Raw genomic sequence first — 17,155 nt, 5'->3', positions numbered from 1 at the left:
TGTGGGAAATGCTAGAAAGTCACGCCAGACACCAGCGCGATATTACAGTAAGGCTGGCACTCGCCAGTACGCACCACCGCGCGGGCCTTGTGAGTGAGCCGCTTGAACTCCTCATGACTGAGCAGGCGGCGCTCACCCAGGTCACCCGGGGCCAGCGCGTTGAGTTCCGCCAGCGCCGGCGGTTGTTTGTGCAGGATTTCCTCGGCCAATACGTGGCTTTCAACCTGCATCTCTGTAAGCACGATACGCAGGGTACTGATGAAATCGGGAATGCCCTGGGTCAGCGCCAGATCAATCAATTCCACACCCGGCGGCACCGGCAGGCCGGCATCACCGATCACCAGGATGTCACCATGACCAAGGGAGGCGATCACGCGCGACAGGGCAATATTGAGCAATGGGGTCTTTTTCATGGGTGAACAACGCCTTGGACTTCATGCAATGTGGGAATCGACGGTTGCGCTCCGGCACGGGTGACCGACAGGGCCGCCGCCACCTGGCCAAAACGGATGGCCTCGGCCTCGCTCTTACCGCTCGCCAGTGCCGCGGCAAAGCCACCGACAAAGGTGTCGCCCGCTGCCGTGGTATCCACCGCCCGGACCTTGGGCGCCAACAAGTGCTCGAAGCCCTGGCCATCAGCAAACAGCGCACCGTGCGCGCCAAGCGTCACTATCACCTTGCCTGCCCCGGCCTTGATCAACTGCGTGGCCGCAACCTTGGCCGCGTCCAGGGAATCCACCGGCACACCGCTCAAGGCCGACGCCTCGCTTTCGTTGGGGATCAGGTAATCAATGGCCGCGTACCAGTCTGCTGGCAACGGGCCGCTGGCTGGTGCGGGATTGAGAATCACCGTCTTGCCCAGTTCGCGGCCGCGCTTGAGGGCATACCCCACGGTGTCCATGGGCACTTCGAGCTGGCAGACGATCACCTCGGCCGCCTGCAACACGGCATCGAACGCCAGCAGCGACGCAGGCGTCAGGTGGCCGTTACTGCCAGCGACAATCACGATCGCATTCTGACTGCTGTCATCCACCACGATCAGCGCAACACCACTGGAGCCCGCCACTTCACTGACCGCCTGGCAGTCGATCCCTTCCACCACCAACGCCTCGCGCAGTTGCGCGCCGTAGGCATCGTTGCCCACACAGCCAATCATCGCGACGTTTGCACCCAGACGCGCCGCAGCCACCGCCTGATTGGCGCCCTTGCCGCCCGGAACGGTGGAAAACGACTGGCCGACCAGGGTTTCACCGGCATGGGGCAGCCGGCTGGCGCGGGTCACCAGGTCCATGTTCAGGCTGCCTACTACCACTACTGTTGCTGGCATACATCAATACTCATCAATTCGTTCAGCGGGTTGAGGCAAACACGGCAGCCAACGGCGCCGTTGACTCACGCAAGACGATGCTCGGCGTGACAATGCGCTGGTCAACCGGCAATTGGGGTGTCGCAATCCGTCGCAATAACAGCTCCGCCGCCATCTCCCCCAGTTGCAGGATCGACTGGCCCACGGTAGTCAACGCGGGGTAGACATACCGACTCATTTGAATGTCATCAAAACCAATCACCGACAGCTCGGCAGGCACCCGCAGGTTGCGCTCGGCGGCTGCGCGCAACACACCGAAACCGATCATGTCGTTGCCGGCGAATATCGCGCTGGGCGGATTGTCTGCCAGCAACTGCACCGCCGCCGCATAGCCACCGGTACTGGTGAAATCGCTTTCCAGCACACGACTGGCGGACACGGTGACCCCGGCTTCCTGCAACGCCCGCTGGTAGCCAGCCAGGCGCATCTGCGCAACACGCGTATGTGCGGGCCCACCGATACAGGCGATATCCCGGTGCCCCAGCCCCAACAAATGCCGGGTCGCCAGGTACGCGCCCTGCTCGTGATCGATGCGCACCAGATCCACATCAATGCCCTCCAGGCCCCGGTCGACAATGACCATGGGCGTGCGCACCGCCTTGAGGCCCGTGGTCAGGCCACTGTCATCGCCCCCCACTGACGTCACGATCAGGCCATCGATACGTTTCTCCAGCAGCACCCGCAAATAGTTGCGCTGTTTCTCGGCGTTATCGTCGGAGTTACACAGGATCACGCAGTAGCCATTGCGTTCACAGTAGTCTTCGATGCCCCTGGCCAGCTCGGCGAAATACGGGTTGAGGCTGTTGGGCACCAGCAAGCCAATGGTGGCGGTGGTCTTGGCCTTCAGCGAGCGGGCAACCGCACTGGGCACATAGTCCAGTTGCTTGATCGCGGCTTCGACCTTGAGCCGCACGGGCTCGCTGACCGGGCGCGTCCTGTTCACCACATGAGACACCGTGGTGTAGGAAATGCCCGCAAGCGCCGCCACATCCTTGATCGTTGCCATGTCTTAGCCCCGCCGGCTGGCGCGCTGACTGCGGTAGGTGTCCAGCACCACTGCAATCACGATAACGGCGCCGGTAATGATGCGTTTGGTCGGCTCGGTCGCACCGATCTGCGCCAGGCCAGCCGCCAGTACGGAAATGATCAGCACCCCGAAGAACGTGCTGATCACCGAGCCACGCCCGCCCATCAGGCTGGTGCCACCGATCACCACTGCGGCAATCACCTGCAACTCCAGGCCGGAACCGGCATTCGGATCAGCCGCTTCCAGGCGGGAAATCTGGAACAGTGCCGCCACTCCGGCCAACAAGCCCATCAGGCTGAACACCAGGATTTTGTAGGGCTTTGGATTGATCCCCGCCAGGCGCACCGCTTCTTCGTTGGTGCCGATACCAATCAGGTAGCGACCGAACACCGTGCGCGTCAGGACCGCCTGGGCCACGATAATCACCAGCAGCGCGATGATGAACGATGGCGAGATGCCAAACGCCACTGGGTTGGACAGCCAGGCGAAGGAGTCGCCGATATAGGCGGTGCGCGAGCCTGTCATCTGGTAGGCCGCGCCACGGGCCATTTCCAACACACCGAGGGACACGATGAACGACGGAATGCGCCAGGCCACGGTGATGGAACCGGTAATAGTCCCGGCCAATGCCGCGCAGCCCATGCCCAGCAACGCTGCGGGGATTACGCTCCAGCCCCAGCCCAGGATCGCCACACTGACCGCCGATGCTGCCAGGGCCAATACCGAGCCTACCGACAGGTCAATGCCGCCGATGATCAGGATGAAGGTCATGCCCACCGCCAGCACCATCAGGTCGGGAATCTGGTTGGCGATGGTGCTGAAGGTGTCATAGGACCAAAAGTGACTGCTCAAGGCCGAGAACAGCGCAATCATCGCCATCAAGGCGCCTGCCAGGCCCAGGTAAGTGCCCAGGCCGTAGAAGTTGCCGCCGGCTTTTGCGGTTGGAGTAGCTGTTTTCATGGGGTTGTCCTGGGCGCTGCCTCGTTGAGCAGCGCATCACGTTTCTGATAGCCGGCAAACGCGGCGGCAAGCAATTCGTCCTGGGTCCAGCGGTCACGCTCGAAGGTTTCGATCAAGCGTCCGGCAGACAGTACGCCGATGCGGTCGCAGATCAGCATCAGCTCGCGCAGGTCGCTGGAAACCACCACCAGCGCCTTGCCCTGGCGGGTCAATTCACCGAGCAACGCATAGATATCGAACTTGGCGCCGACGTCGATGCCACGGGTCGGCTCATCAAACAGCATCACCGCGCAATCGCGCTCCAGCCAGCGGCCGATCACCACTTTCTGCTGGTTACCGCCCGACAGCTCGGACACCAACTGCGCCGGGCTGGAGCTGCGGATACGCATGGCGTCGATCTGTCGCCTGGCCAGCGCCGCTTCATCACGTCCGTTGACCAGGCCGGCGCTGGACACCTTCGCCATATTGCCCAGCGCCGTGTTGGCGCTGATCGATTGGCTGAGCAACAGCCCCTCGCCCTTGCGATCCTCAGTAATCAGCGCAATGCCATGGCCCACCGCATCCACCGGCGAGCGAATGCTCACCACGCGCGCCGGCGAGCCAAGGGCCACCGTGCCACTGTCGGCCAGGTCGGCACCGAAGATCAGGCGCAACAACTCGGTGCGGCCGGCACCGATCAATCCCGAAATGCCGTAGATTTCACCGGCACGCACTTCAAAGGAAACATCGCGAACCTTGTCCGAGCGGCTCAGGCCGGTGACCGTCAATGCGGGCGCGCCGATGGTGCGCGGGCCGAGGTCGATGTGCTCGCCCAGCTCACGACCGACCATCAACGTGACCAGTTGCTCGCTGCTATAGTTGGCCATCGGCTCGACACACACCAACTGGCCGTCACGCAGCACCGCAATACGCTGGGCCACCCGTGCCAGCTCTTCGAGCCGATGGGAAATGTAAATAATCGCCACGCCCCGGGCCTGCAGGCGGGTGATTTGTTCAAACAGCATCTCGACTTCACGGGCGGTCAGCATCGCCGTCGGCTCGTCGAGGATCAGCACGTGGCAGTCGCCAATCAGGTTGCGGGCAATCTCGACCATCTGTTGATGGCCGATGCCCAGGCTGCCGACCAGGGTATCCGGGTCGATGGCATCCAGGCCCACTTGTGCCATGGCCTCGATCGCAGCCTTGCGCAGTTGTTTGCGGCTGATCCAGCCACCGCGACTGGGCAGGTTATCGAGGAACAGGTTTTCGGCCACCGTCAGGGTCGGCAGGAGGTTGAGTTCCTGCATCACCATGCGGATCCCCTGCCGTTCCGCCTGGGTCCGGCTGGCCGGGGCATAGTCCTGGCCATTGAACTGCATGTGGCCAGTGGTCGGTGTCACCAGGCCACCGATGATCTTCGACAGGGTGCTTTTGCCCGCGCCGTTCTCACCCGTCAGTGCCAACACCTCGCCGCGATTGAGCGTCAGGGTGATGTCAGACAGGACGGGCTGGGCATAGGTCTTACCGATACCGCTGACCGAGAGGACAGGGGCCGGTGCGGAAGATGACATAGGAAAATCTCCAGGCGCCCGCTCAGTCCGAACGGGCGCGGTGCTGCGCAATCAGGGATTACTACTTGAGGACCAGCGCTACGGGCGTTTCGATCACGCCGTCCACGGCCTCGACTTTTTCGCCCTTGACCAGTTTCAGCGCATTCTGGATGCCAAACACCGCTTGCTGTGCCGCCGCCTGGTCGGCGGTGGCCAGGATGCGACCGTCCTGCAGCATCGGCTTGATGGCGGCGATGTTGTCATAGCCCACGACCTGGACCTTGCCGGCCTTGCCAGCCGCACGCACCGCAGAAACGGCGCCCAGGGCCATATTGTCGTTACCGGCCAGCAGCGCCTTGAGGTCCGGGTATTCGCTCAACATGGCAGCCGCCACCTTGTTGCCCTGGTCGATTTCCCAGTTGCCGGACTGGATGGAAACAATCTTCATCCCGGCCGCATCCATCGCGTCCTTGAACCCGGCGGTGCGTTGCTGGGCGTTGGTGGTGGTCGGCACACCTTCGATAATGCCTACCTTGTCGCCGCTCGCCAGTTGCTTGGCCAGGTACTCACCGACCAGGCGTGAGCCCTTACGGTTATCAGGCCCTACAAAGGGAACTTCGAGGTTTTTGCTTTTCAGCACCTCGGGGTCGAGGCGGTTATCAATGTTGACCACCTTGATCCCGGCATCGGAGGCTTTCTTCAGCACGTTGACCAAGGCCTTGGAGTCGGCGGGCGCGATGACGATTGCGTTAACTTTGGCGAGAATCATCTGGTTGACGATATCAATCTGGGCAGAGGTATCGGTTTCGTTCTTGATCCCGTTGGTGATCATGTCGAAATCAGCGGCATGGGCTTTCTGATAGTCCTTGGCACCGTCTTGCATGGTGACAAAAAACTCATTGGCCAGGGATTTCATCACCAGGCCGACCTTGGGCTTGGTGGCGGTGTCGTCAGCAAATGCAGAGGACAGAGGCAGGGCAGCGGATGCGGCAGCCAGCACAGCGATAGCAAGAAGACGTCCAGCAAATGGCAGCTTCATGGGTTCACTCCGATCTTATGATTATTGTGAGCAATGTCTGCACCTTCACGTCACTCACGGAGTGCTCGTGAAACATCTCGCAAACGTTTGCGCTTAACAAACTATGCGAAGGCTGCCGAATTTTGTCAACGAAAGAAAAAGTCTTTTTCCTCACTGGCTCTACCTTCGGCCCTACAGCCCGATGACCTCGTGGCTAAACATCCGGGCCGGGTGATCGTTATCTAAAACGACAGCTGCGCAGGAACATTTCAGGAGGTACATCCTGATTTTTCCAGCACTATTTTCGGACAACCGAACGCCAAAGCCTCCAGCGTTCGGAAACTCGGACACGCGCTGAAGCCGACAAATCGAACATTGATATAAAATTGATTTAAATCAACAAGTTAAAATCAAACCCCAAACAAAATCCCGCTGGTACAAATCCTGCTCTTAATCAGCACCTTGTGGCGCTCAGCGCAGCCCGGGGTGTTCTGGATGAACCTGCACACGCACTCATCAAAACTAGAGAGAAAAATAATGAAATCTGCACTCAAGAACTTTGTTCCGGGCGCTTTAGCCCTGCTGCTGCTCTTCCCGGTTGCCGCCCAGGCCAAGGAAGTTGAATCCAAGACCAAACTGTCCAACGTGGTCGTCCTGGCCACTGGCGGCACCATTGCCGGCGCTGGCGCCAGCGCTGCCAACAGTGCCACCTACCAGGCCGCCAAGGTCGGTATCGAACAACTGATCGCCGGCATTCCCGAACTCAGCCAGATCGCCAATGTGCGTGGCGAGCAAGTGATGCAGATTGCTTCCGAAAGCATCACCAACGACAACCTGCTGCAACTGGGTCGTCGTGTCGCGGAACTGGCCGACAGCAAGGACGTGGATGGCATCGTGATCACCCACGGCACCGACACCCTCGAAGAAACCGCTTACTTCCTCAATCTGGTGGAAAAGACCGACAAACCAATCGTCGTCGTGGGCTCCATGCGCCCGGGCACGGCCATGTCGGCCGACGGCATGCTTAACCTGTACAACGCCGTAGCCGTTGCCGGTAGCAAAGACGCACGCGGCAAGGGCGTACTGGTCACCATGAACGACGAGATCCAGTCGGGTCGCGACGTGAGCAAGATGATCAACATCAAGACCGAAGCCTTCAAAAGCGCCTGGGGCCCACTGGGCATGGTCGTAGAAGGCAAGTCCTACTGGTTCCGCCAGCCAGCCAAGCGTCACACCATGAGCTCGGAGTTCGACATCAAGAACATCAAGAGCCTGCCAGACGTTGAAATTGCCTACGGCTATGGCAACGTCAGCGACACTGCCTACAAAGCCCTCGCCCAAGCTGGCGCCAAAGCCATCATCCATGCCGGCACTGGTAACGGCTCGGTACCGGCCAAGGTTGTGCCTGCCCTGCAGGAACTGCGCAAGGAAGGTGTACAAATCATTCGTTCTTCCCACGTCAATGCCGGTGGTTTCGTTCTGCGCAATGCCGAACAGCCTGACGACAAATACGACTGGGTCGTGGCCCACGACCTGAACCCGCAGAAAGCCCGCATCCTGGCCATGGTCGCCCTGACCAAGACCCAGGACAGCAAGGAACTGCAGCGTATTTTCTGGGAATACTGAGTCACTGATACAACCCTTGTAGGAGCCGGCTTGCCGGCGATGGCGTCCCTGAGATCGCCATCGCCGGCAAGCCGGCTCCTACAAAATCCTCGCCGTACACCAGTCCGCGTAACCGTTGTCACACAGACTTCTTGGATTTTAAGCAGTTGCGAATTTCTTCACAGTTAAATACTGTATGTTCGTACAGCTAACTAAGGACTCCTCCGTGGCCAAGCCCTCCTCTACAACACCGACACCTCCCGACGCCTACCAACGCCTGGCGATCCGTGTGCAAAAAGTCATCAATTCCACCAACGCCCAAAAAAACAAGGCCGCGTTGATTTTTCGCCTGCCCGAAGAACCCGAAGACGATTGGGCACGCCTGCTGGAGGAAATCGCAGAAAACGACAACGTCACCCTCGCCTATCGCGATGATGGTGGCGTGCAGATTTTCTGGGTCGTACCGAAGGAAGATTGAGTCAATGAGTGTCCGTTTTATCGCCCTACTCTGTGTTTTGTTTGCAACCGCCGCCCACGCCCAAGCCCCACGTACCTTCAGTGAAGCCAAGAAAATCGCCTGGAAACTTTACGCCCCGCAATCCACGGAGTTCTATTGTGGCTGCAAATACACGGGTAACCGGGTAGACCTGAAGGCCTGTGGCTACATCCCACGTAAAAACGCCAACCGGGCGGCGCGCATCGAATGGGAGCATATTGTGCCGGCATGGCAGATCGGCCATCAACGCCAGTGCTGGCAAGACGGCGGGCGCAAGAACTGCACACGCACCGATAACGTCTTCAAGCGCGCCGAAGCTGACCTGCACAACCTGGTGCCGAGCATTGGCGAGGTCAATGGCGATCGCAACAACTTCAGTTTTGGTTGGTTGCCGGCGCAGAGCGGGCAATATGGTTCATGCCTGACTCAAGTGGACTTCAAGGCCAAGAAGGTTATGCCCAGGCCGTCCATCCGCGGCATGATTGCCCGGACTTACTTCTACATGAGTAAACAATACGGCCTGCGCCTGTCGAAACAGGACCGCCAACTGTATGAAGCCTGGAATCGGACCTACCCCGTGCAGCCCTGGGAACGCCAGCGCAATCAGACCGTGGCCTGCGTGATGGGGCGTGGCAATGAGTTCGTCGGCCCGGTGAACCTGAAGGCCTGCGGATGATGGCGAGCGGGATCCGTAGATCCCGCTGAGCCGCGCCTTACTGGCTGGCCTTGTGCTCGATCACCAGCGACTCGGCGTCGGTTTTCTTCTTTTTCACCAGCCTTTCCTGCAATTGGGTCTGTTTCGCCTCGGCCTCGGCCTTGCTGGCGAACGGCCCCAACAGCACCAGGTCCTTGCCGTCTTCCTTGGCCAGGTAGAACGGGAAGCCGTTTTCCAGCAGCCAGGCGGTCAGGTCGGTCAGCGCCTGCAATTTGTTGTCGGGCGAACGCACCAGGACATCCCACTGCACAGAGGCAACCGCAGGGGCCTGGGCCTTGGCGGCTTCAGCCTTGTCTCGGGGGGTATCGAGATTGGGCCCGTCACCACATCCGGCCAATGCCAATACCACAATTGCCATCGCTACTTTACGCACTGCCCTGCCCCTTTAAGGATCAAAGAGGCAACTTTATCATTCACTGTCTATTCTGGCCGTCATAAACGTTGGCTTAAACATTGCGAAGGATGTTTCCCAGACCTGTATGATGGCGCCATGGGAATTAATGCCGCCTCCATGCGTCCTAAAAGAGGCAGCCACAGGGAAGCGCTTCACAGTAAGCTACACGTAACCGACATCCGCCCTGTTAGAAACATGCGTCCTTCAAAGCAATCAAGGAGAAGTCCATGCTGATACTCACCCGCAAAGTCGGTGAAAGCATAAATATCGGTGATGACATTACGATCACCATTCTGGGCGTTAGCGGCCAGCAAGTAAGAATCGGCATCAATGCTCCCAAAGATGTTGCCGTGCATCGCGAAGAGATTTACCAGCGCATCCAGGCAGGCCTGACTGCCCCGGATAAACGCGAAACACCTTGAAGCACCCCCAGTAGCCAGCCCGCTCGTCCCCTGTAACGGCTGGCGAAAGCCCCTTGGCCTGTCTACGGTATTCCGTGATCAGCGCAGCACTCGCGCCAGGCCCCGACACTTGTCGTCAGCACGCAGGCTCATCCACGGAACTTGCTGGACGTTTAGCAGACAAATCCCTCCAGGAACGTAACAAAACCTTACAGTGCCTCGGAGCGCGTTGATGAGGCGATCCCGCAAACAGCCTTATACCTATAAATCCTGGATAATCGCCCTGCTGATTGCCCTGCCCTTCGTGACGATCGGATACGGCATCAGGCTGTACATGGAAGGCACCACCACCGCACAGGATGCCCATTCGTGGCCCGACCTGGCGTTGTTTCTCGGTGGTTATCTGTTCTGCTTCTGCCTCAAACCCATTCAGGCTGCCATCCAGCGAAAACTCAGTCGCCGGGCATTTCGGCGTGCTCGCCAGCAAAATCCCTCTTGAAGCAGCGATTGGATCCTATATTTAAAACATAAGGAACTATCCGCCTCGGCAGCACCCATACCCATACATTCATAAAAAACGTTATCGACATGGACATAGAACATAACGCCAGGCACCTCCAGTCCCTGATCGAACAGCTCTCGGCAGATAACCCAAAATCTGCCACCGAGTTGCAGGGCAAACCCGATGAAGTCCTCGCCGGCCTGCGCCAGCTTTACCTGCTGAAACTGATCACAGGCACCTTCATCCACGGGGACATTATCGACCCACTGGGCCATCAATGGGTGGGTGCCGAAAACATCCTGCTGACCCGTCGCGGGCTGGTATTCAAGCCATCGTAGAAGGCCGCAAGCGCAGCAAACCGGCGGCATCACACTGGACCTGTACCTCGTCATAACTCGCAATCGTCGGATGCCGCGTTACCATCGACTCGTCATGCGCCGCTGTCACCACCACGACGTCCGCACCCGCCGCCTCACCGGCACGGATACCCACCGGTGCATCCTCGAATACCAGGCACTCCCCCATCGGTATCCCCAAACGCTGCGCCCCCAGCAGGTAACAGGCCGGGTCTGGCTTGCCATTGGCCACATCCTCAGCCGTCACCATGACAGCCGGCGGCACCAGGCCTGCCGCGTGCATGCGGCGCAGGGCCAGGGCCTTGGGCGCTGACGTGATCACGGCCCAGCAGTGTGCAGGCAAGCGCTGCACAAATGCCACGGCCCCCGGGATCGCCACCACGCCCTCCACGTCCGCGATCTCCGCCTCGGTAATACCACGCGCCTCAGCCTGCGCGTCCACCCCTGGCAGTGCCTGGCGGCTGATTGTATCGATGGCGCGAGCGCCATGGATGGTGGTCAGAAACGCCTCGACATCCAGGCCATGGCGCTGCGCCCAGGCAGCCCAGACTCGCTCTGCGGCGGCGATGGAGTTGAGGAGGGTGCCGTCCATATCGAACAGGAATGCACGGTACTGACGGTCAAATACGGCCGGATCTTTGGCGGACACTGCTGGGTTTCCTCTTGCGCTCGTCGCCCGTAGTTGGGCCCTGATGCAATCTACGGATCGGCCCAGAGCTTGTAAACGGAGGATGACGCGTCAGGCAATCAGCACACCTGGCCACCGCTCTCAGCAATATCACGCGGCGTGGCCCAGGCAGCCAAAACGGCCACCCTCAGCCCTTCAACCGTTGTCGCCAACGCCATCGAGGGCTCAGCCCCCTGCCCTGGCAGGCCGGGTACATGGATAAACCCACTGCGCACGCCAGATCCCGCCAGGGCATGCTGCAAGCTGTAGAACACCTGATTGCAGACGAAGGTGCCTGCCGTGTGCGAGACCGAGGCTGCGATTCCGGCCTCGCGCACCGCCTTGACCATGGCCTTGACCGGCAAGGTGCTGAAATAGGCCGCCGGCCCGCCGACGATCACTGGCGTATCGATGGGCTGTGCCCCCAGGTTGTCCGGGATCCGCGCATCATTGAGGTTGATCGCAACCCGCTCGATGGAAATATCGCTGCGCCCCGGCCCCAGCCCGGTGGCAATCACCAGTTGCGGATCGTGCTCGGCCAGCAACTGGTTCAAACAGTCGACTGCGGTGGCAAAGGCACAGGGCAGTTGGCGGGCGATAATCGTCACCCCCGCTTGCAACTGCACCCCATCCAGCAGGCGCACCGCCTCCCAGGATGGGTTGATCAGGTCGTGGTCGAATGGCTCGAACGCCGTCAGTAGCACCGTACCCATCACCACCTCACATCAAGACATAAAGAAGGACGATATTGACCAGCAACATCATCAACGCCGTGGGCATCTGCGCCTTGATCACCGCGTTTTTGTCGGGCAACTCCAGCAGCGCCGCAGGCACAATATTGAAGTTCGCCGCCATCGGTGTCATCAGCGTGCCGCAATAGCCGGAAAACATGCCGATGGCTGCCATTACCGCCGGGTTGCCACCATAAATGCCCACCAGCACCGGCACGCCCACACCGCCGGTCATCACCGGGAAGGCGGCAAAACCATTCCCCATGATCACCGTGAACAGCGCCATGCCCAGCACATAGACCATCACCGCCACCAGCTTGTAATCCAGGTTGATGTAGGTGGTGGTGACATGAGCGACAGCCGTACCGACACCGGCTTCGTTAAACAGCAGGCCGAGCATCGCCAGCATCTGCGGCAGCACCATGGCCCAGCCCAGGGCTTCGGTCAGGCGTCGCGATTCGCGCAAGGCCTGCACCGGCGTGTCGCGTGTCAGCCAGCAGGCCAACCCCAGGGCGATCAGGCAGCCGAGGCCCAAGGACACAAACGTGGTGTTCTTCGGGTCCAGCAGCGGCACGCCGCCAATCTCGGCATTTTTGAGCAGTACAGAGCCGATCACAGTGGTCAGCGGAATCGCCAGGGCCGGAATAAACAGTTTATGACCCAGCCGCCCAGCACTGGCGCGCGAGGCCTTGTCATGCAGCTCTACATGGGTACCACGCCCCACCCCGCCGAGCCCGGCGATAAGCGCCATCAGCACCACACCAACCCCCACGACCACCGACGGCAGGTGCTCGCCCACCAGGAACGGAATGGCGAACAGCAGCCAGAACAACGCGCTTGACCAACGCTTGGGGTGGGTTCGGTCAGCCAGGATCATGCCCGCTGTGATCAGCAACAACACACCGGCGAGCCAGTACAGGTATTGAATGGAAATGATCATTGCACGACCTCCGACTGAACGTTGACTGGCGCAGTGGCCGTCAGTTCGCGTGTCAGTCTTCGGTCAAACCGGTGCAAACGTATCGCATGAACAATGAACGCACAGATCGCCGTGGGGATGCCCCATACCGCAATGTGCAGCGGCTCGACATCAATGCCCGAGCCCAACAGGAAGGTGTGCATCAGTGCAATTGCACCAAAGGCCACGAAGATGTCTTCACCAAAAAACAGCCCCACGTTGTCAGTGGCGGCGCACATCGCCAGGACCTTGTGGCGCACTTTGTCCGGCAGCTTGCCGAAGCGTTTTTCGGCAGCCCCTTCAGCCATGGGCGCCAGCAACGGGCGCACCATCTGTGGGTGCCCGCCAAGGCTGGTCAGGCCCATCGCGGCCGTGGATTCGCGAACAAACAGATAGATGATCAACAGACGCCCGACGGTGGCACGCTCGAAGCGCGCAATCCAGTTCTGCGCGTGCAGGCGCAAACCATGGCGCTCCAGCAAGCCGATAACGGCCAGGGGCAGCAACAGGATCAGTTGCAAGGCACGGGTCTGCAGGAAGCCATCACCCATGGTGGCGAGGATTTTTTCCAGGGGAAAGTGGGCAGCAAACCCGGTGGCAATCGCCGCCGCCGTCACTACCAGCAATGGATTGAAGCGCAACACAAAGCCGACCACGATGACGAGCACGCCAATCAGCGGCCAAAGGTTCACAACAGTTTGCATGGCGTTGAGTCCTTGAATGCGTGCTGCGACGCCTGCATCGCTGATAAGCAATAGCGGGCTGCCCGACGCGGATTTTTATTATTGACCGGGTAGGTCGAGGGTCATTGGCGGGCATCTTTGCTGCTTGGAGCGGAGGGTGTCCAACAAGAAAAATTGTTGCTGCAAATCAATAAAGTTTGTGAGGGGATGGCAACCCATTGTGATCACGCCACGATTTGCGTGGATCAAATCGCGGCGTGGCCTCGTGCGCAAACCGGCGTGATCAGGGCTGCCAAGCCTTGGAACCGGCTGCCGCCTTGAATTTGGCGCTGTTCTGCGGCGTGGCTGGCGGCTCGGAATCACCAAAAATGGCTTTGAGCCAATGCCCATCGGTAGGGTTGGGGAAGAGAACAAACTTGCGACCGAACTGTTCTTTATCTTCAGTCATCAGCGCCATGCGCTGTTGTACATCGGACACGTAGTACTTGCGCTTGAAGTCATTGAGGTTGTCGCCCAACATCACGACCACCTCATAATCCTTGGCAATTTCTATCTGCCGGGGCTCTTTATTGGACGTGTCGCGATAAACCGTCAGATGCTTTTCATCGGCAAAGGGCAACTTGCTGTTGCGCAGGTTGGCCAAGGCGTACTCATAGGTCTTTTCGCCCTGGTCACGACTCGTGACGTAGAAAACTTCCACCCCCTTCGATTGCGCATAATTGAGAAATTCCACTGAGCCTGGCGTGGCCACAGGGCCGTTTTCAGCCACCCATTTATCCCAGGCGGCATCATCGAAGAACTCTTTCCCCGAATTGACCATGTAGCCCCAGTAGCTATTACTGCTCAACACGGTGTCGTCGATGTCGCTGATGATCGCCAACGGTCGATCGCCCGCCTTGTGCGCCTGCAAAGCACTGTCCAGACGCATTTTGGCGACGTTGAAACCTTGATAGTAAAGCGCTTCGAATTCAGCAGCCGTCTGTCTCCAGGCAACCGCTGACGTCAAGTCATTGGAAACCGTGCCGGTTACCTGCCCAGACCATGCAGGCGCGCATTGAAGCATCAAAAGCGAGAAGAGAATGGGAGCGGCGAGGATCTTGTTGTTTTTCCCTACTTTCATTTTCAAACCCATATCTTGAGGTTTAGGCAGCCTCGGCAGGCACTGCAAGGGTGTTGTTCTATAACACCTTGCAGGCCGGCTCAATATGAGTGTCGCGATAGTGGATCAATCAGGCGCAACGCCCGCATTTACCACTGATGTGTGTAGCTTGCGGTCAGCACCGTGCCGGGCGCTGGCAGGTGGCTGGTGTTGTTGCTGCTACGCATCAGTTGGCTGTAGAGCGGGTAGTAACTGCGGTTGAACAGGTTCTGGATCCCCATGCTGACCTGATCATTTTCACTGAGTTGGTATTGGCTGATCATGTCGACGGTGGTGTAACTGTCGACCTTGCGCCGGCCAAAGCTTGCAACGCCATTCAAACGATAGTCGGCACTGTCGAAATAGGTGGCCTGCACGCGGTTACTCCAGTCTTGCGTCGGTTTGAACTCCAGGTAGGCGGTCAGTTTGAGCGGTGGTATGCGGCACCCGGTCATGTCCTGCCAGTCACGCCCTTCCACGCCGTAGATCCGCTCTTTAGTACGGGTCAGGATCAGGCCGTTGTTGAACTTTGCACATCCCCAAGCTTGGAGGTGGTGTAGAACACGGCCAGCGAGGCCAATGTCTGCTGGCCTCAACCGTCTGCTTTTTGTGATCGATGCCAACGGCAATGTTTTGCACTACGAATTGATACAGAGTTCAGGTAACGCCGACCTGGATGAGGCAACCCTGGAAATGATTCGCCGCGCACAACCGCTACCAAAGCCACCAGCCGAAATGCTGAAAAATGGAAGCGTCGAAATCGTCATGCCCGTCGTGTACTCCGTCAAGCGGCCAATCTGACTGGCTTAAGCAAGGCAACAGAGACTGGCAAAAATCGGTACACGGAAAGACACTTTATGAGTTCTCGGCAAAAGCTCCAGATCACAACTGATCAAACCTTGTTGTGTAGCCCTTGACGTGTAATTTGCCGCCAGTACAGATGGAACACACCGTTCTCACCCGCGCTCGCTACCACAGTGAGAGCAAAACTTCGCCCCAGCAGCCATCACTGCATTGCACTGCCCGCAACTGGCTGGCACCAATGAACCTCCACATTGCCGGCAAAAACGTGCATCACCAACATTAATGGTTCGACAACCAGCGCAAGGTGTACCGGAGATCGGTTGACCTTCGCCTTGCTCGTTGTAGCGTCCACCGTGTGAGCCACCATGCCCGTGTGGGTTAGTGGCAGCTTTGGCACTGGGGAGGATCTGGTGGGAAGAAGCTGGATAAAACAGGACAACTCGTGACAAGCCAGGCAAACCGGGACGTTGCAGGCAAGGATGGTCCTGCAAACCAGAAAAAACGGTGCCAAAGCAATGCAAGCGGGTAAACAATCGAAATTAGTCATAGAGCCCAGATTTAGCGGGCTCTTTGACATAGGTGCATTACTTAGATCCAGCCACCAGCCCATACCACACGGCCGATTATTTCCAGGTCTCCCAAGCGTTCCTTGGGGACGACCATTGGCTGGTATTCCTTGTTCTGACTGATGATGCTAACCGAACCGTCAAACTGCCGTTGCAGGCGCTTTGCGTAGAGGTGGTCATCGAGACGAATCACGTAGACCGCCTCACCCTCAAGCGAATTGCGGCCATGGTCAATCATGACGGTGTCGCCATCGCTTAACAGCCCTTCCATTGAATCACCATCCACACGGATAGCTGACAGCTTAGATGGCTCAAGGCCCTTCTTACGCAGTGAGTACGTCGTGAAAGCCAGGTGCGTGAGCACCTTAGTCCCGTCGGTCCAAGAGCCATGGCCCGCACTACAGCGGGCGTCGTAAAGCGGTACGTGAGAATAGACACCCTCAGTGTCTGCCACAGCCTCCTTTTTGGCCGCCCCCACAAACATCTCCCCCTTGCCCGTAGCAATCCAGTCCAGAGAGACGCCCTTGGCGGTAGCCAGCAACGCTACGGAGTCAAACGCGGGCATACCTTCGCCTGCGATCCAGCGCTGGAGTGAAGACAGCGCGGCATCGGCTGTCAGCGCAGCCTGTTTTCGAGACTCGTAAAGGTCGGCAACAGCCGCAATTCGAGTTTCCAATCCCGAATATGGAAAAGAAACATCTTTTCCAGCGAGTTTCTTTTGTTTCTTTTCGTCGTAAGGCATTGAATCCTATGCTCTAAATCTATTTTTCGGGATCGGAAACCGAAAAAGGGAATAGAAACTCTCGAAAACAGTTTACCGAATCCTGTTTTCGAGATATGTTTATCCGCAACAGGACGTTAGACGTCCCAAAAAAACCACCCGTGAAGATGGTTCAAAACTATGAGCGATATCGTCATGCCCACCGACCCTGCCAGCAGATGGGAGTGGATCAAATATCAACTCCGTGTTCGTGGCACGTCCATGGCTGAGCTTGCGCGCCAGCTAGACGTAACCGACCGCGCAATCCGTAACGCCAAAAACACCCCATATCCGCGCATTGAACGCTCACTTGCCATCGTCCTGAGCCTAGAGCCTGCGGACATTTGGCCGGAGCGCTGGAACGCTGATGGCACTCCGCACCGGCAGCGACCTAGCCGTGCAGAAGTAAACACTTCCTACAGCAAGGATACCGGACTACAGCCGGTTGGACACTGTAAAGCGGCAAGGAGTGCCTGAAC

21 protein-coding genes and 2 pseudogenes are annotated in these 17,155 nt (G+C 58.7%); 8 read left to right on the top strand and 15 right to left on the bottom strand.

The features are described 5' to 3' along the window. Window positions 1–11 precede the first annotated feature (11 nt). From rbsD to KL786_RS22375, 6 genes are all read right to left on the bottom strand, one after another. Window positions 12–413: a D-ribose pyranase gene (gene rbsD / locus KL786_RS22400; protein ID WP_215518991.1), complete on the bottom strand. Its 402-nt coding sequence runs from the start codon at window positions 411–413 to the stop codon at window positions 12–14. Continuing rightward, window positions 410–1,327, bottom strand: coding sequence for a ribokinase (gene rbsK, locus KL786_RS22395; protein ID WP_215518990.1), 918 nt, complete (start codon window positions 1,325–1,327; stop codon window positions 410–412). Before rbsK ends, rbsD begins: the two co-directional genes overlap by 4 nt. A 22-nt stretch (window positions 1,328–1,349) precedes the next feature. Beyond that, window positions 1,350–2,372 (bottom strand): LacI family DNA-binding transcriptional regulator, encoded by a 1,023-nt coding sequence (locus KL786_RS22390; protein WP_215518989.1) that lies wholly within the window; start codon window positions 2,370–2,372, stop codon window positions 1,350–1,352. Window positions 2,373–2,375: 3 nt separating this feature from the next. Next, window positions 2,376–3,353 (bottom strand): ABC transporter permease, encoded by a 978-nt coding sequence (locus KL786_RS22385; RefSeq protein WP_154842533.1) that lies wholly within the window; start codon window positions 3,351–3,353, stop codon window positions 2,376–2,378. Further along, the gene (locus KL786_RS22380) at window positions 3,350–4,903 is read right to left on the bottom strand and encodes a sugar ABC transporter ATP-binding protein (protein ID WP_215518988.1); all 1,554 of its coding nucleotides are present in this window, start codon (window positions 4,901–4,903) and stop codon (window positions 3,350–3,352) included. The genes KL786_RS22385 and KL786_RS22380 overlap by 4 nt, the downstream gene beginning before the upstream one ends. 61 nt (window positions 4,904–4,964) lie before the next feature. Next, window positions 4,965–5,921: a sugar ABC transporter substrate-binding protein gene (locus KL786_RS22375; RefSeq protein ID WP_215518987.1), complete on the bottom strand. Its 957-nt coding sequence runs from the start codon at window positions 5,919–5,921 to the stop codon at window positions 4,965–4,967. 516 nt (window positions 5,922–6,437) lie between these two features. Between KL786_RS22375 and KL786_RS22370 the strand changes: the two genes are divergently transcribed. From KL786_RS22370 to KL786_RS22360, 3 genes are all read left to right on the top strand, one after another. Then, on the top strand, window positions 6,438–7,526 hold the full coding sequence (locus KL786_RS22370; protein ID WP_032859510.1) for an asparaginase: 1,089 nt from the start codon (window positions 6,438–6,440) through the stop codon (window positions 7,524–7,526). Between the two features lie 205 nt (window positions 7,527–7,731). Further along, entirely contained in the window at window positions 7,732–7,983 is a 252-nt protein-coding gene (locus KL786_RS22365) for a DUF1654 domain-containing protein (RefSeq protein ID WP_032859507.1), read from the top strand. Window positions 7,984–7,987: 4 nt separating this feature from the next. Further along, window positions 7,988–8,677: an endonuclease gene (locus tag KL786_RS22360; protein WP_065943850.1), complete on the top strand. Its 690-nt coding sequence runs from the start codon at window positions 7,988–7,990 to the stop codon at window positions 8,675–8,677. Window positions 8,678–8,714: 37 nt separating this feature from the next. On the opposite strand, the gene KL786_RS22355 is transcribed toward KL786_RS22360, so the two are convergent. Continuing rightward, window positions 8,715–9,089 (bottom strand): SPOR domain-containing protein, encoded by a 375-nt coding sequence (locus tag KL786_RS22355; protein WP_090290764.1) that lies wholly within the window; start codon window positions 9,087–9,089, stop codon window positions 8,715–8,717. A gap of 248 nt (window positions 9,090–9,337) precedes the next feature. Here KL786_RS22355 and csrA point away from each other — a divergent pair, with 248 nt between their 5' ends. From csrA to KL786_RS22340, 3 genes are all read left to right on the top strand, one after another. Continuing rightward, entirely contained in the window at window positions 9,338–9,532 is a 195-nt protein-coding gene (gene csrA, locus KL786_RS22350; protein WP_007920550.1) for a carbon storage regulator CsrA, read from the top strand. Window positions 9,533–9,743: 211 nt separating this feature from the next. Further along, complete coding sequence (locus KL786_RS22345) at window positions 9,744–10,010, top strand: hypothetical protein (protein ID WP_215518986.1); 267 nt, start codon at window positions 9,744–9,746, stop codon at window positions 10,008–10,010. Window positions 10,011–10,099: 89 nt separating this feature from the next. Continuing rightward, window positions 10,100–10,351, top strand: a complete 252-nt coding sequence (locus KL786_RS22340; RefSeq protein ID WP_215518985.1) for a bL27 family ribosomal protein — start codon at window positions 10,100–10,102, stop codon at window positions 10,349–10,351. Here KL786_RS22340 and KL786_RS22335 read toward each other — a convergent pair. The 6 genes and pseudogenes from KL786_RS22335 to KL786_RS22310 form a co-directional block, all read right to left on the bottom strand. Continuing rightward, window positions 10,338–11,018, bottom strand: a complete 681-nt coding sequence (locus KL786_RS22335; protein WP_215518984.1) for an HAD-IA family hydrolase — start codon at window positions 11,016–11,018, stop codon at window positions 10,338–10,340. The two genes, KL786_RS22340 and KL786_RS22335, sit on opposite strands and share 14 nt — an antisense overlap. 98 nt (window positions 11,019–11,116) lie before the next feature. Further along, window positions 11,117–11,749 (bottom strand): pyroglutamyl-peptidase I, encoded by a 633-nt coding sequence (gene pcp / locus KL786_RS22330; RefSeq protein ID WP_215518983.1) that lies wholly within the window; start codon window positions 11,747–11,749, stop codon window positions 11,117–11,119. 7 nt (window positions 11,750–11,756) lie between these two features. After that, entirely contained in the window at window positions 11,757–12,707 is a 951-nt protein-coding gene (locus tag KL786_RS22325; protein ID WP_215518982.1) for a DUF979 domain-containing protein, read from the bottom strand. Beyond that, window positions 12,704–13,429: a DUF969 domain-containing protein gene (locus KL786_RS22320; protein WP_215518981.1), complete on the bottom strand. Its 726-nt coding sequence runs from the start codon at window positions 13,427–13,429 to the stop codon at window positions 12,704–12,706. Before KL786_RS22320 ends, KL786_RS22325 begins: the two co-directional genes overlap by 4 nt. Before the next feature lie 262 nt (window positions 13,430–13,691). Then, a complete protein-coding gene (locus tag KL786_RS22315; RefSeq protein WP_215518997.1) occupies window positions 13,692–14,528 on the bottom strand; it encodes a 5'-nucleotidase, lipoprotein e(P4) family in 837 nt (278 codons plus the stop codon). A 128-nt stretch (window positions 14,529–14,656) separates the two neighbouring features. Further along, window positions 14,657–15,138: pseudogene (locus KL786_RS22310) on the bottom strand (TonB-dependent receptor domain-containing protein); the annotation flags it as partial. Between KL786_RS22310 and KL786_RS22305 the strand changes: the two are divergent. Then, window positions 15,135–15,347 (top strand): annotated as a pseudogene (locus KL786_RS22305) (energy transducer TonB family protein); the annotation flags it as partial. The pseudogenes KL786_RS22310 and KL786_RS22305 overlap by 4 nt on opposite strands. Window positions 15,348–15,502: 155 nt before the next feature. Here KL786_RS22305 and KL786_RS22300 read toward each other — a convergent pair. Together KL786_RS22300 and KL786_RS22295 are read right to left on the bottom strand one after the other, a co-directional pair. Further along, window positions 15,503–15,799: a double zinc ribbon domain-containing protein gene (locus tag KL786_RS22300; RefSeq protein WP_252193823.1), complete on the bottom strand. Its 297-nt coding sequence runs from the start codon at window positions 15,797–15,799 to the stop codon at window positions 15,503–15,505. A 139-nt stretch (window positions 15,800–15,938) separates the two neighbouring features. After that, window positions 15,939–16,658, bottom strand: a complete 720-nt coding sequence (locus KL786_RS22295) for a LexA family transcriptional regulator (protein ID WP_092235968.1) — start codon at window positions 16,656–16,658, stop codon at window positions 15,939–15,941. 159 nt (window positions 16,659–16,817) lie between these two features. On the opposite strand from KL786_RS22295, the gene KL786_RS22290 reads away from it, so the two are divergent. Next, a complete protein-coding gene (locus KL786_RS22290; protein WP_092235966.1) occupies window positions 16,818–17,153 on the top strand; it encodes a helix-turn-helix domain-containing protein in 336 nt (111 codons plus the stop codon). Window positions 17,154–17,155: the final 2 nt, after the last annotated feature.

It is taken from the genome of Pseudomonas sp. TAE6080 (assembly GCF_018732265.1).
GTDB classification, from domain to species: Bacteria; Pseudomonadota; Gammaproteobacteria; order Pseudomonadales; family Pseudomonadaceae; genus Aquipseudomonas; species Aquipseudomonas brenneri.
This window is presented reverse-complemented; position numbering and strand designations above follow the sequence as displayed.